At 62.5% G+C, this 13,547-nt stretch carries 12 protein-coding genes and 2 pseudogenes; 8 read left to right on the top strand and 6 right to left on the bottom strand.

The genetic code is table 11. The features are described 5' to 3' along the window. The 5 genes and pseudogenes from CWO91_RS38040 to CWO91_RS38020 all read left to right on the top strand — a co-directional run. Positions 1 to 190 (top strand): annotated as a pseudogene (locus CWO91_RS38040) (peptide ABC transporter ATP-binding protein); the annotation flags it as partial. 54 nt (positions 191 to 244) lie between these two features. Next, a complete protein-coding gene (locus CWO91_RS38035) occupies positions 245 to 1,741 on the top strand; it encodes an ABC transporter substrate-binding protein (protein WP_130220531.1) in 1,497 nt (498 codons plus the stop codon). A gap of 234 nt (positions 1,742 to 1,975) precedes the next feature. Further along, positions 1,976 to 3,655 (top strand): amidase family protein, encoded by a 1,680-nt coding sequence (locus CWO91_RS38030; RefSeq protein WP_130220530.1) that lies wholly within the window; start codon positions 1,976 to 1,978, stop codon positions 3,653 to 3,655. A gap of 252 nt (positions 3,656 to 3,907) precedes the next feature. Then, the gene (locus CWO91_RS38025; RefSeq protein ID WP_130220529.1) at positions 3,908 to 4,897 is read left to right on the top strand and encodes a hypothetical protein; all 990 of its coding nucleotides are present in this window, start codon (positions 3,908 to 3,910) and stop codon (positions 4,895 to 4,897) included. Positions 4,898 to 5,048: 151 nt separating this feature from the next. Then, the gene (locus CWO91_RS38020) at positions 5,049 to 6,044 is read left to right on the top strand and encodes a methyltransferase (RefSeq protein WP_130220528.1); all 996 of its coding nucleotides are present in this window, start codon (positions 5,049 to 5,051) and stop codon (positions 6,042 to 6,044) included. A gap of 227 nt (positions 6,045 to 6,271) precedes the next feature. Here the strand turns inward: CWO91_RS38020 and CWO91_RS38015 are convergent, their stop codons facing one another. Beyond that, positions 6,272 to 6,472 (bottom strand): hypothetical protein, encoded by a 201-nt coding sequence (locus CWO91_RS38015; RefSeq protein ID WP_130220527.1) that lies wholly within the window; start codon positions 6,470 to 6,472, stop codon positions 6,272 to 6,274. Between the two features lie 248 nt (positions 6,473 to 6,720). Here CWO91_RS38015 and CWO91_RS38010 point away from each other — a divergent pair, with 248 nt between their 5' ends. After that, complete coding sequence (locus CWO91_RS38010; protein WP_130220526.1) at positions 6,721 to 7,695, top strand: magnesium transporter CorA family protein; 975 nt, start codon at positions 6,721 to 6,723, stop codon at positions 7,693 to 7,695. Between the two features lie 41 nt (positions 7,696 to 7,736). On the opposite strand, the gene CWO91_RS38005 is transcribed toward CWO91_RS38010, so the two are convergent. Both CWO91_RS38005 and CWO91_RS38000 read right to left on the bottom strand, forming a co-directional pair. Next, on the bottom strand, positions 7,737 to 8,363 hold the full coding sequence (locus CWO91_RS38005) for an alpha/beta hydrolase (RefSeq protein ID WP_130220525.1): 627 nt from the start codon (positions 8,361 to 8,363) through the stop codon (positions 7,737 to 7,739). Next, positions 8,360 to 9,297, bottom strand: a pseudogene (locus tag CWO91_RS38000) (ring-cleaving dioxygenase). The gene CWO91_RS38005 and the pseudogene CWO91_RS38000 overlap by 4 nt, the downstream one beginning before the upstream one ends. Positions 9,298 to 9,425: 128 nt before the next feature. Here CWO91_RS38000 and CWO91_RS37995 point away from each other — a divergent pair. Beyond that, positions 9,426 to 10,367, top strand: a complete 942-nt coding sequence (locus CWO91_RS37995; RefSeq protein WP_130220524.1) for a LysR family transcriptional regulator — start codon at positions 9,426 to 9,428, stop codon at positions 10,365 to 10,367. Positions 10,368 to 10,561: 194 nt separating this feature from the next. Continuing rightward, a complete protein-coding gene (locus CWO91_RS37990) occupies positions 10,562 to 11,038 on the top strand; it encodes a hypothetical protein (protein ID WP_130220523.1) in 477 nt (158 codons plus the stop codon). Between the two features lie 158 nt (positions 11,039 to 11,196). Here CWO91_RS37990 and CWO91_RS37985 read toward each other — a convergent pair whose 3' ends face one another. From CWO91_RS37985 to CWO91_RS37980, 3 genes are all read right to left on the bottom strand, one after another. Further along, the gene (locus CWO91_RS37985; RefSeq protein WP_245471507.1) at positions 11,197 to 12,156 is read right to left on the bottom strand and encodes a c-type cytochrome; all 960 of its coding nucleotides are present in this window, start codon (positions 12,154 to 12,156) and stop codon (positions 11,197 to 11,199) included. A 176-nt stretch (positions 12,157 to 12,332) separates the two neighbouring features. Continuing rightward, entirely contained in the window at positions 12,333 to 12,500 is a 168-nt protein-coding gene (locus tag CWO91_RS43470; protein ID WP_165405991.1) for a hypothetical protein, read from the bottom strand. Between the two features lie 265 nt (positions 12,501 to 12,765). Beyond that, positions 12,766 to 13,547, bottom strand: a 782-nt coding sequence (locus CWO91_RS37980) for a response regulator (protein WP_130220522.1), incomplete at its 5' end; no start/stop codon positions are given.

Genomic DNA, 13,547 nt, shown 5'->3' with positions numbered 1-13,547 from the left:
CGGAGCCCAGGCGACCGCCTCGCAATCGGCGGCTGTGGCCGGATGTCCCTATGTGGCGCGCTGCCCGCTTGCCGACCAGCATTGCCGCGAGGTGTTGCCTGAGTTACGCATGGTGGGCGAGGGGCACCTTGCCGCCTGCCACAAGGCCGAAGCCGTGATGGCGTTGCCGCGGGCGGCCATGGAAGGTTAGTGTCCGGGGCAGGATTGGCGTAGGCTGGAAACAGAGATGGCCGGGGAGTTAGGCATGTTGAGGAAACTATCGATCGTCGCCTTTGCCGCCGCGCTCGTCGCGGCGCCTCTGCCAGTGCTGGCGCAGAGCAAGAAGGATAGCGTCGTCATGGCGATGGCGCTGGAGCCGCCGGGGCTCGATCCCACCAATGCCGCCGCCGCCGCGATCGCCGAGGTCACGCTCTACAACATCTATGAGACCCTGACCAAGATCAACGAGGATGGCACCACCTCGCCCCTGCTGGCGGAGAGCTGGACCGCCTCGCCCGACCTGAAGACCTACACGTTCAAGCTGCGCAAGGGCGTCAAATTCCACAATGGCGAGCCGTTCAATTCCGCCGCGGTGAAGTTCTCGTTCGAGCGCAACGCGGTGCCCACCAGCACCAACAAGGACAAGAGCCTGTACCAGAGCTTCGAGTCCGTTGCTGCGCCCGACGCCGAGACGGTCGTGATCACCTTGAAGAATTCGGAGCCGAACCTGCCGTTCCTGCTGGGGCAGGCGAGCGGCTCGATCGTCGAGCCGAAGAGCGCAGCCACCAATGTCACGCAGCCGGTCGGCACCGGGCCGTATCAATTAGGGGCCTGGGCAAAGGGCTCCTCGATCACCCTGACCAAATGGGCCGACTACCGCAACGCCGCTGCGGTCAAGCTGTCGAAGGTGACGATCCGCTTCATCTCCGATCCGGCGGCGCAGACCGCCGCACTGCTCTCGGGCGACGTCGATGCGTTCCCGCGCGTCTCGGCCCAGCGCACCATCGCCCAGTTCAAGGCCGATCCGCGCTTCACGGTGCTGGTCGGCGGCTCCAGGGCCAAGACCATCGTCGCGATCAACCACCGCAAGAAGCCGCTCGACGACGTCCGCGTTCGCCGCGCCATCCTGGCTGCGATCGACCGCAAGGCGATGATCGACGGCGCCCTCGATGGCTTCGGTACGCCGATCGGCAGTTTCTACGTGCCGGGCGCGCTCGGCTATGTCGACACCACCGGCATCAACCCCTACGACCCCGAGAAGGCCAAGAAGCTGCTCGCCGAGGCCGGCGTCACCACGCCGCTCGAATTGTCGCTCAAGCTGCCGCCGCCATCCTATGCGCGGCAGGGCGGCGAAATCGTCGCAGCCCAGCTCGCCAAGGTCGGCATCATCGCCAAGATCGAGAACGTCGAATGGGCGCAGTGGCTGTCGCAGGTATTCGCCGGCAACGGTCCGCATAATTTCGACCTCACCATCGTCAGCCATGTCGAGCCATTCGACCTCGTCAAGATCACCGAGCCGGACTACTATCTCGGCTACAACAACGAGAAGTTCAACGCGCTCTACAAGCAGATCGTCTCGACGCCCGACGAGGCCGGCCGCGCAAAACTGCTCGGCGACGCTCAGCGCATGCTGGCCACCGACGCCGTTTCCGCCTACCTCTACCAGCCCCAGCTGATCACCATCACTAACAAGAAGCTGAAGGGTGTCTGGAAGGACGTGCCACAATACGAGAACGATTTCTCGACCTGGCATTGGGAGTAGGGGAAGCATTAGCGCGGCGTCGGTTGCTGTGCCCTCTCCCAGCGCATCAAACAAAAAAACCTGAAAAACAACCCCATGCACAGTAGCCGGGGGTAGTCATTTCAATGGTTTACGCCTTGCGCGGCTCAAAGGTCGAGGCGATGCGCTGAGACATTGACCCGTCGGGCAAAACACCGGCATTATGCCATCATCGCGGCCTCATGGTTCGGGACGCGCCGTCAGGCGAGGCACGCCATGGAGAAGCCATCCCGCCGCGATGCTGGCATCGCCGCGGCTGCCCCTGGCGCCGAGGTGCCGATCCCTCTGAAGCTCGACAATGCACCGATGAGCGATATCGCTCATGCCTTGGCCAGTGCGCAGGTCAATGCGACGGCGCTGACCAAGGCTTACCTCGCGCGCATCGAGGCCTACGACCGCAACGGGCCCGCGATCAACGCCGTGCGCTCGCTCAATCCCGACGCGCTCGCGATCGCGGGCAAGCTCGACGGCACCAAGCCATCGGTCAAGCGGCCGCTGGTGGGCATTCCGATCCTGGTGAAGGACAACATTGCGACCGGCGACGAACAGCCGACGACGGCGGGTTCGCTGGCGCTGGAAGGCGCGCGTGCCCGCGACGATGCCACAATCGTCAAGCTGCTGCGGGACGCCGGCGCGGTGATCCTGGGCAAGGCGAACCTGACCGAATTTTCCAACATGCTCGCGATCGACATGCCCGCGGGCTATTCATCGCTGGGCGGGCAGGTGAAGAATCCTTACGCGCCTGCGCTGGTGGACGATCGCGGCATCCCGGTCGTGTCCCCAGGGGGATCGAGCTCGGGTTCGGCAGTCGCCGTGGCGGCCGGGCTGTGTGCAGCGGCGATCGGCACTGAGACTTCGGGCTCGCTGCTGTCGCCTGCCAGCGAGAATGGCCTCGTCACCGTGAAGCCGACGGTCGGGCTGATCAGCCGTGCCGGCATCGTGCCGATCGCGCATAGCCTGGACACCGCAGGGCCGATGACGCGCACGGTACGCGATGCGGCGTTGCTCCTTAACGTGCTGGCGGCGAAGGACCCGCGCGATGCGGCGACAGAGCTGCAACGGCGGCCAGCCGATTACACTGCGGGCCTCGCGCGGGATGCGATGAAGGGCGCGCGCATCGGCGTCCCGAGCGACCCCGCCGACCCGCTGAACGATCCCTTCTTCGGCAAGCTGCCACCCAAAGGAGCGAAGGTGATCGAGGAGGCGATCAAGGTGCTGGAGGATCTCGGCGCCGTGATCGTGCGCGCCAGCATGCCGACGGCCGGCTGGATGAGCGGACCAGGTACGATCATGGCTGTGCTCAACCGCAATCCGCTGAGCGGTAACAAGGGCAATCCAGTCGCGCAGCGGATCGTCTTCCTCTACGAACTGAAGCGAGATCTCAACCTCTACCTGAAGGATTGGGCGACCAACACCGCCATCAGGACCATGACCGACATCGTGGCCTTTAACGAGGCGAATGCAGGCAAGGCGCTGCGTTTCGGCCAGGACCTGTTCCTCGCCGCCGACCTCACCAGAGGCGACTTACGCGAACGCGAGTACAAGTCGGCACTTGCCATGGACCTGCTCTGCGCCAGGAACCGCGGCATGGATGCTTACATGAACCCGCACAAGCTCGATGCCGTGCTGTTCCCCGGCAGCGGAGGCGCCGCGATCGCCGCCAGGGCGGGCTATCCCAGCGTCATGGTGCCCGGAGGCTTCATCTCGGGGACGACCGACGGCAAGGACACGCCCGACTATCCGCTCGGCGTTACCTTCGCAGGCCGTGCCTGGAGCGAGCACAAGCTGCTGCGTCTGGCCTACGCCTATGAGCAGGCCTCCAACATGCGCAAGCCGCCGCCCGGCTTGCGCGCGCTTTGGGCCTCGCCGGCAGGCGTCCCATCCGCCACGCATTGATGAACTCGGATGGCTGCTTTCGATGGTAACGCAGACACGCGGCAGGCGTGGAGACACGACTAGCGAGAATGGTCGCCATGGTGGCTTTAACACTCATGGACCGCCCGGAAACCAATTCGTCGCAAAACAATCTGAAGTAGATGCTCCACAGCTTGGATGTGCCGCACCCGTAAGACTACGGGAAACGTGTTACCCTCCCGAGGACGGTACTGTCCTGCCGCCTGTCTCGTTGAGCCCATGCGCGCTTGTGCTATGGTTTCAATTGCATCATTCCTATTAGGACTGATGGGGCGGGCGGGTTATCAGGCTTACGGACTGGCCGCCTGCCATTTGGAAATTGGAATACTAGCGGCCATTGGCCCCGCCTCCGGACGCATTTCAAAGTCGGCCGGGCAATTTTCATGGACGTTAATGCCCTCCGTTCTTCCCATTAACTCGGAGGCGGGCTCTTTTCTGTCAAGCGTTGTCGAAGAAGCGAGTTTTGCCGTGTCTTTTCTGACAAGCAGAGCCGATTTCAGAGAAGGCAACGACGATTGGGGGGCAAGACGAGCTGTCTGCTACTTCATGGCTTTCATGCTATGCGCAGGTTGCGTCATCGAATTCGCGAGCACCGCATCGGCTCAATGCGCAGCCCGCGATGTCCTGCAGAACCAGCTAAAGCTCAATACGCGCTCCGCCCAAGCCTCCAAACAGCCCATCAAGTCCGCGCGCAATGTTCCGACATGGAAGACGATTACAATCGGAACCTTTGCGGACCCGATTAGGCTGCGCAACGCGCTGGATAGTATGGGCTGTAATGTCGGTGGGCAGGCCGCTGAAATCCTTGCTCGACCGACATTCACTGTTGGCTCTCACAAGACAGATGTGGAGCTTGTCGCCATATCGCCAGCCCAGCTTGGGTTCACGTCCAACACCGTGAAGCTCGCTGACGTTTACACACACGCCCGACAGTTCGGCTTTGAACTTGCTGCGGCTGAGGTCGGCCCGCAATTGCGTATCCAATATTTCGACCAGCCCATGGGGGAGTTTCTCATTATCGGAATGGAGCCGATCAAGACATGGAGCGGCGAGCCGATCATTCTTAATGTGGCAAATGGCGGAGCGGGATTAATCCTAATCGGGCAGGACGGTAGAGCCGAAGCGGAGATACCGGTGACATCTCGTTTCATTTTCGCCCGACCCCATCAACCTGCAGCCAGCAGCGCACTCGTCGAACGGGCAGCAGCATTTCTGCCACCGTGAACGGATTAATGCGTTAGCGTCGCCGAATGTCGCCTCCTCGAACGACAAACACTGGAAGCCTCAGCAAAATTTATCATCGGTTACCGATACTTCAGGTTGTGATATTCAGACCACAGGCGCCGTGCGGCTGTGGCCGCTTGAAAGGAAAGCCATGCGTAGTCCCTCTCAACAACTCATTCACTTGGGCCTTGGCTTCATAGTCTCCCAAGCCTTGCGCGTAGCAACAGATCTCAACGTTGCGGATCGCTTAGTCGCCGGAGAGCGGACCGTCGATGATCTGGCGGAGGAAACGTATTGTCACCGCGATGCGCTCTATAGGGTTATGCGGCTGCTCGCAGCCGAGGGCATCTTTAGGGAAATCTCGGCCCGCCGCTTCCAACTCACCGAATTGGGCGCTGCCTTGCGTTCCGATGCGCCCTCAAGTCCCAGCGACCTGATCCGAATGATGAACAGGGAGCCCTATCTCGCCTTCGCCCAACTCAGTCATTCAGTGCAAACAGGTTTGCCAGCGTTCGAAAACGTATTTGGAAAGCCCAGGTTCGATTGGTTGGCCGACCATCCGGACGCGGCTTCGCTATTCCAGCAGGCGATGATCGCGCTTAGCCAAGGCGCCAATGAAGCTGTAGCAGAGGCGTGTGATTTTGGTGCGTTTTCCCAGATTGTCGATGTCGGCGGCGGCCATGGACAGCTGCTATCGGAGATCCTAAGGAGACATCCCCACCTTTCCGGCATATTGTTTGACCTCCCGGCCGGGGTTGAGACAGCGCGGGCCAATGCGGCAAGTTTCCCGCCAGAGACCGCCTTCGTGGCCGGCAATTTCTTCAACGCCGTTCCAGCCGATGCGGACGTCTATATCATGAAGAAGGTCATTCACGATTGGAACGACGAGCAAGCGGCGCGCATCCTGCGCAATTGCCGAGACGCAATGAAGCCCCACGGGCGAGTGTTGATTGCGGAGACTATAGTTCCCCCCGGAAACGAACGAGATACGATCAAGCTAATCGACGCGAACATGCTTGTCGTTACGGGCGGCGTCGAGCGAACCGAAGCCGAATTCGCCGCTTTGCTTGCCGCCGCAGGTCTGCGGCTTGAGCGGGTGATTTCGACAGCCCAGGCGATCTCAGTTCTTGAGGCAGGCCGAGCCTGAAGCTTTCGATAAAGCTATCAGGTCATACAGGCGCGATGAAGCCTTAGACTGTCCACCCCCGTACGTCAGCCTTCTGGCCCGCAACGGACCCGCCGGGCCCGCCGGATGATGTCCGCCTTAGGGACCAAAGCGGAAGCGCCTGAATGTCTGCGCGATGTCGCATTTTTGGACCCGATCCGGGCATCGTGTTCCGCCCCGTCGGAAGTGCAACAAAGACGCCGCTCTTTCTACGGCCGCACACTTCGTTGCAGGAAGGAAACCGTATCAGCGATCGGTTTGTCGCGAATCGTCGCGTCAAATCCCATCGAGTAGCCGGGCGCGGCGGCGAGGCAGGCACGAAAGGCGGAAGGGTCGAAGGGCTTCGCCTCGCCGTCGATGAGCAAAGCCGGCCGCTTCGGACCGAGCAGGAAGTACGGACATTTTTTCATGCTGACTAAGTCCGGACCAGTGTCCGCCCCGCTTTAGTCGAGTCATTTGGAAGAATAACGTTTCTCGATACTACCAAAGCGTGTGTGGCAAAATGAAGGAGTAAACCGAAAGGCCGGACTGTCCAGGCCGGTGAGGAGGGCGCTGCCGCCGCAAGGACATTGAACGTTTGGAACCGTCATGCGTTAGCCGGACTGATGACGGCCGGATGCGTCATCCGGCACGACGATGCGGCCACGGAGTTCGGTTCTTGCTCAAGCTGTACAGATGGCCATCCGACGACTGGCAGAGCATCGGCGCGGAAATGCCCTCGGAGGTCATCTGGGCTGATCTCTTGAACGCGACTGAAGAGGAAAAGCAGTTTGTCGAACGACTGCTCAGGATAAGTATTCCGTCCAAGGAGTCCCTCAGCGCGATCGAGGCGTCGAGCCGGCTGATCCTCGACCACGGCACGCTCTATCTCAGCTCGCCGGCGGTCCGGCTCTCCGAGGACAGCGAGGCCGAGATCACGCCGGTTGGATTCGTCATCGGCCCGCATGTGCTGGTGACGGTGCGCTTTGCGGAGCTGCCGATCTTCGACGACGTCGGCAAGCGCATCGGCTCCGACGACAGCCTGGAGAACGGCATGTGCGTGTTCACCAGCCTGCTCGAAGCCATGATCGAGCGTGGCGCCGATGTTCTTGAGCATCTCGGCGCCAAGGTCGACAGGCTCTCGCGAGGCGTCTTCAAGGGCGGGCTCGTTCGCACCCAGCGGCCGGTGCGCTCCAGCCGGAGGATGCGCGAGGCCCTGGAAAACATCGGCGAGCTGGCCGATCGGCTGGCCAAGGCGCGCGACGTCCTGCTCGGCGTCGGCCGCATCGCCTCATTTGCCGGCGATGTCGGCAGCCAATGGATCAAGGCCGCGTCGAAGAAGCGCCTCGAGGCGGTGTCGAAGGATGTCGTTTCGCTCAGTGATTACGAGACGCGACTGTCCGACAAGATCCAGCTGCTGCTCGATGCGGTGCTCGGCTTCGTCAACATCCAGCAGAACGAGCTGTTCAAGATCCTGACGATCGTGTCCGTCGTCGGCGTGCCGCCGACCATCCTGGTCGGCATCTGGGGCATGAACTTCAGGCACATACCCGAGCTGGACTGGACCTTGGGCTATCCGCTGGCCTGGCTCGCGATCATTGCCAGTGGCGTGCTGCCGCTGATCTGGTTCAAGCGGCGCGGCTGGTTCGATTGAAGCGGCGGCGCACCGTTTGAAAACGATGCGCCGCCGTTTGATCATGCTGCCTTGGTGTCGACGTTGCCGATCCAGTCGCGGGCCAGCGTCACGTCGGCTTGCGACAATTGATGGCCCGCCGGCAGGACCTTGTGGGTCACGCTCGCACCTGCTTGCGAAAGCAGAGCCGCGAGACGAGCTGAATTGCTGGCCCGGATGATCGGGTCGCTCTGTCCTGAGAGGAGTAGAACGGGCTTGCCGCCAAGCGCGGTCTTGGGAGGATCCGACAGCGGCACCATGGCGCGCAGCAGGATCGCGCCCGCCAGCACCTCCGGCTTCAGCAGCAACAGCGCTGCGGCGATGTTGGCGCCATTGGAGAAGCCGACCGCGACGGGCGCCGCGAGGCTGTAACGTTGCCGCGCCTCCGTGACGAAGTCGGCGAGTTCGAGCGCGCGGCGGCGCAAATCGTCCTCGTCGAACACGCCCTCGGCGAGGCGGCGGAAGAAGCGCGGCATGCCGTGTTCGAGCACGCGGCCGCGCGGCGAGAGCAGGGCGGAGCCGGGCGAGATCATGCGGCCGAGGCCGAGCAGGTCGTTCTCGTCGCCGCCGGTGCCGTGCAACAGCAGCAGAGGAGGGGAGCCCGCGTTGGCCGCGGGCTCGAAACGATGGATGAATGCGCTCTCGGTCATGACGCGGTCTCTTCCAGGTTCGGCAGCACGCCCTCGATCTGCTTGCGGTGTTGTTCGAGGAAGCTCGGCAGCTTGAGGTCGCGTCCCAAGGTCGCGACGGGTTCGTCGACGGCAAAGCCGGGGATGTCGGTCGCGATCTCGAACAGCACGCCGCCGGGTTCGCGGAAGTAGATCGAGCGGAAGTAGTTGCGGTCCCTCTGCTCGGTCGGGTGCAGGCCGTGTTTGTTCACGAGCCTCTCGGCCATCTTGCCCTGCTCGGCGTCGTCGGCTGCACGGAAGGCGATGTGATGGACAGAGCCGCCGCCCTGATGCCCGCGCAAAAAGCCCTTGGCTTCGTAGATGTCGACGATGCTGCCTTCGGCATCGCCCGGCGCCTTGAAGCGGATCACCGAGCCCTCGCGTCCGGTCTCCTTGAAGCCGAGCACGTCGGTGAGAACCGCGGCCGTCTTCGCCGCGCTGTCGAGCAGCAGCGTCACGCCGTGGAAGCCGCGGATCGCATGCTCGGCCGGCACGTCGCCATTGCTCCAGCCGGGCTCGTTCTCGGCACCGGGAATGCCGACGAGCGCGAGCGCCATGCCATCAGGGTCGGTGAAGGGCAGCACGGATTCCCCAAAGCGCTTCTCCAGCGCCTCGTAACGAATGCCCTTCTCGGTAAAGCGCTGCGTCCAGTAACCGAGCGAGCGCTGCGGCACGCGGAAGGCGGTCTGATGGGTTTCGCCGACGCCACGGCGGCCTGCCGAAACGTCCGCCCACGGGAAGAAGGTGAGGATGGTGCCGGGCCGGCCGGTCTCATCGCCATAATAGAAGTGGTAGGTGCCGGGATCGTCGAAATTGACCGTCTTCTTGACGAAGCGCAGGCCGAGGTCCCTGGTGTAGAAGCCGAAATTGCGGATGGGGTCGCCGCGATCGCGGTGACATGGTGCAGTCCAGACATTGTCGTCCTCCAAAATTCGGGGAGCGGTCTTGCTCTGCCGGAAATATCGTTCCGCTTTGGATTGGAGACAATCCATGCAAATATGACGGCTATGTCTATGATTTGGAAACAATCGCTGGGGCCAGCTCTTGGATAAGGTCGGCAGCCTCCGGGCCTTCGTAAAAGTGGTCGAGAGCGGCAGCTTTGCGGAAGCCGGCCGCCAGTTGCGGTTGTCGCGCTCGGCGATCAGCAAATACATCGCCGACCTCGAGGAGAGCCTCGGCGTGCAGCTTCTGAACCGGACCACGCGGCACGCGAGCCCGACCGAGAATGGCCAGCGCTATTTCGAGCGCGCGGTGGTGATCCTCTCGGAGATCGAGGCGGCCGACCAGGCCGTGACGCAGGCTCAATCGGCGCCGCGGGGCCTGTTGCGCGTCAATGCACCGATGTCGTTCGGCACGATGCGGCTCGGGCCGGTGCTGGCCGATTTCATGGCGCGCTATCCCGAGCTTCAGCTCCAGATCGTGCTCAGCGACGATCTGCTCGATCCCGTCCAGGACGGCTTTGACGTGACGTTGCGGATCGCGGAGCTGGAATCCTCCAGCTTGATCGCGCGCAAGATCATGCCGGTGGCGCGCATGATCTGCGCTTCGCCGGATTATCTTGCGCGCCACGGCACGCCAAAGCATCCGCAGGATCTGCGCGAGCACGCCTCGCTCACCTACGGCTTCCTGCTCACCGGCAATCAGTGGAAGCTGACCGGCACTGATGGCGATCACTGGATCCAGCCGGCCTGGTCGCTCTGCGTCAACAATGCCGAGGTGCTGCGCGACGTCGCGATCAAGGGCAGGGGGCTGGCGCTGTTGCCTGAGTTCATCGCCGCCGATGCCTTGCGGAAGGGTGAGCTGCGGACGGTGCTGGACAATTATTTCGCGCCGCCGCTCGCGCTCTATGCGGTCTATCCGCCGACGCGGCATCTGTCGGTGAAGGTGCGGCTGTTCATCGATTTTCTGGTTGAGCGTTTTGGCCGCGAGGAGGACGAAGTCGGCGGGCGCAGACGTGCGGAGGCTAGGGATACTATTATACCGTGACGGAAACCTGAACTTTCTTCCGATCTCTCGGGACTCATACTTGCGTCCCGACTTCGCGCCTTAGGACCAGAGAGCTTCAGCCGCTGCCGGGGCGTCGCCGAGGGCTCTCTTTGTGCCGCCGCGAAAAGGCGGCGGCATGATGTGCAGCTCGCCGGCACTTCTCGACTTGATTTCAACAAGCGCAGGAGGAGCCTATGCGGAAGTCTCTCACCTTTTTCCTTTCTGGCGTGGCATTGACCGTCGCGGCGTCAACCGCCGTAGCCGGCGAGCGGGTGCTCGAGTTCAAGCTGGTCACGAAGCCGATCGACCTCAAGGTCATCGAGGCCGCAAACGTCGAAGGACAGACGGTTGTGTCCGGTAAATTCTTTGGGGTCGCCGTCTTCAACGATGGCCGTATCGGAGTGAAGGAGTTCGTCAACACTTCGGACTTGCTCAAAGGGTCGGGCCCCTTCTTCGGCTATAGCACTTACACGTTCGAGGAAGGCTCGATTACGGCGCGCTACACCGGTTCGGCCAAAGACGGCAAATCAACGGGCGAATACACGATCCTATCGGGCACAGGTGCTTATGCGAACGCCACGGGCACGGGCACAATCGAAAGCGCGCCGAACCCGTTCAAAGGCGTCAACCTGCTCAACATAAAGCTCGTCGTTAAAACGCCCGGCTCATGACAGCGCAATGTTCACGAAGGGAGTTGATCCCTTGTGTGGTGTGTTGGCCCGGCCGGCGGCACCTTGCCGGCCGGGCGACCTGCTGAAGAACCGACTGGAGTTGTAAGATTGATCTCCCTCTTGGCCAGCTGACCGTCCCGCACAGCACCCGAAGAATGTTAGTGCGTGAGCGATGCTGAGTAGGCGACCAGTGCGATCATGTCGTCGATGCTGAGATTCTCGACAACCCGTTTCATGAGTTCGCTATTGGCGCCCTTCCGCGCGCCCGATTTGAAGTCATAGAGCTGCCGGAACATGTAGGTGGGCGAACGGGACGCGATCCCTGGCGCGATGGCCGTCCCGTTGAGGTTAGCACCGTGACAGACCGCGCACCGGACGCGCGGATCGCTGTTCGCTGCCAGCGTTCGTCCTTTCTGAACGCTGCCTGGCGGGACGTAGGCAATGAAACGAGCGCGCGAGTCCCGGCTGACAAAGTGTTCAACGTTTTCCGGTATCTCGATGATGCGCTGACCGATGGGTTCTTTCTCGTCGCCATCCAGCGGAGCCAAGAACAAGTCTCTCACCTGCGTTTTTGGCACCACCTCGGTCTCTACGACAGCAATATTCGATCTCGGCTTGATAGAGGCGAAGTAGGCGGCGGCCTCGCCGAGTTCCTGATCGGTCACCGCTTTGGACAGCTTGATCATCAGGTCGGTGGCGACGCGAGGCGCCGAGTTCGTGCGCAGGCCCGTCTTGAACTCCGCCGTTTGCTGAATGATGTATTCCGCGGAGAGGCCAAATAGGCTGGCACTCTCAGGACCGCCCGGTCCGTCTGCCCGATGACAGACGCCGCACGCGAACACCTCTGGCTTTCTCCCCCTTGCCACGATTTCCGGCATTGGTGGATGATCGTCCGGATGCCAGTCGGGCGCGGCGAACAGATCGCGCACTTGCGTGAGTGTAAAACCGGCGGCGCTGTCAGGAACGCGCCTGATCGTACCATCGTCGGGGGTGCGTTGAAAATTGGGCGGGTTTACCGGGTAGGCCCATGCCGGCGGGCTCTCCTGGATTTGCGCACGCGCCCCTGCCGCGGTGAGCAATGCCATCGCGAACGCCCATAGAGCGATCGGAAATCTCATGGCTCTCGACCTCCCAGCGCGTCGGTGAAGCCAGACTGTACTTTCCGAAGGCGAGGATCAGGAGCGGCTAACCGACCGCATGTCGGGCGACGGACGCCTCAGCTCCTCCGCCACATCGAAAACACCATTCAACGCCCGGGACTCGCAGACGTCAACGTGCAATTCAGTTGTCGGGGTCAACGGACGCGATCGCCCCACTGGTCCTGATCGTAGGCCTGCAGGATGCGGACAAAATCGGCCATGCTGGATTGATCTCGGTTTTCGGCCACCGCCGCAACCTGAGTATCGCATGCGGGCTGGCTCCCTTGCCAAAACCGCACGAGGAGATCGGCGATGTTTCTCATGGCGTACTCTCTGCAGCCAACTGTGACAGTAGACATCAAGTACTGGAGCGGCATCGCGCCGTTCGATCAGGAGAAAGGCCGGCGGGCGCTACGCCGCCGGACTTGTCCTGCAACTGCCGGCTCGCGGGGCCGGTTCCGTTGCTTTTCACTCTGCGTCCATAGCTATGCACGGCGCACTTGGTTGTCGCCATTGTGCGCGGGTATGACGTGACCATACTGAGGTAGGGTCAGATCGATGAATCGGGATAAGTCGACCCAGGGTCGGCTAGCTCCCCGAACGCTGCTCGGCCGGTCGGAGCAGATCGTTCAGCGCGCTCATCGACGCCTCTTGAAGCGCGGCGAGCTCGCGGGCAGCAGTCTGGCGCTCACGCGGTGACATCGCGGGCGCTGCCAGCTCGACATCGCGGCAGTGCTCGAACAGGCGAACGAGTCCGAGCGTGCCGGCGGCACTGCCGAGCTGGTGCGCGGATCGCGCGAGCTGCGCGTGATCGCCTACGGCCGCAGCCTTGGCGACGTCGTCGATCAATCTTGCGCTGGTCTCGTCCAGCAGATGGTGGAGCTTTTCGATTTGCGCGGCGCCGAGCAGCTCCCGCTGGTCGTCGAGAAAATGCCGGTCGATCAACGCGCCGGCCGCAAGCTGTGTTGCGGTCGTCTCCTGCGCGGGATCGTCCTCTATCGCTTCGCGCAGCGCGTTGACCAGGATCGGCTTGCTGACGATCTTGGCGATGCCGGCGCCGGCGAGCCGTTCGCGGGCGCTGCTGGACACGTCGGCGGTCACGGCGATGATGCGCGGCATCTTCGGCAGACCGAGCTTGCCGATCCGCGAGGCCGCCTCCACGCCGTCCATGTCGGGCATGTGCAGGTCCATCAGGATGACGTCGAACGCCTGATCGCGGGCGAGTGTGACGGCTGAGGCGCCGTTCGTGGCGATCGTGGCATGATGGCCGAGCCGGTTCAGCATGGCTTCGCCGACCTCGCAATTGACGGGATCGTCGTCGACCAACAGCACGCGGAGTTGCCGCGACGGCGGCGGCAGCGCGCCCGGCG

The organism is Bradyrhizobium genosp. SA-3, assembly GCF_004212635.1.
In the GTDB taxonomy this organism is placed as follows: Bacteria; Pseudomonadota; Alphaproteobacteria; order Rhizobiales; family Xanthobacteraceae; genus Bradyrhizobium.
The sequence above is the reverse complement of the archived record's forward strand: the minus strand, read 5'-3'. Positions and strand labels throughout refer to the sequence as shown.

Bases quoted from the DNA above. Each gene is read 5' to 3' on its own strand.
- CWO91_RS38035 (WP_130220531.1), top strand. From the start codon at position 245: ATGTTGAGGAAACTATCGATCGTCGCCTTTGCCGCCGCGCTCGTCGCG.
- CWO91_RS38030 (WP_130220530.1), top strand. From the start codon at position 1,976: ATGGAGAAGCCATCCCGCCGCGATGCTGGCATCGCCGCGGCTGCCCCT.
- CWO91_RS38025 (WP_130220529.1), top strand. From the start codon at position 3,908: ATGGTTTCAATTGCATCATTCCTATTAGGACTGATGGGGCGGGCGGGT.
- CWO91_RS38020 (WP_130220528.1), top strand. From the start codon at position 5,049: ATGCGTAGTCCCTCTCAACAACTCATTCACTTGGGCCTTGGCTTCATA.
- CWO91_RS38015 (WP_130220527.1), bottom strand. From the start codon at position 6,472: ATGAAAAAATGTCCGTACTTCCTGCTCGGTCCGAAGCGGCCGGCTTTG.
- CWO91_RS38005 (WP_130220525.1), bottom strand. From the start codon at position 8,363: ATGACCGAGAGCGCATTCATCCATCGTTTCGAGCCCGCGGCCAACGCG.
- CWO91_RS37990 (WP_130220523.1), top strand. From the start codon at position 10,562: ATGCGGAAGTCTCTCACCTTTTTCCTTTCTGGCGTGGCATTGACCGTC.
- CWO91_RS37985 (WP_245471507.1), bottom strand. From the start codon at position 12,156: ATGAGATTTCCGATCGCTCTATGGGCGTTCGCGATGGCATTGCTCACC.
- CWO91_RS43470 (WP_165405991.1), bottom strand. From the start codon at position 12,500: ATGAGAAACATCGCCGATCTCCTCGTGCGGTTTTGGCAAGGGAGCCAG.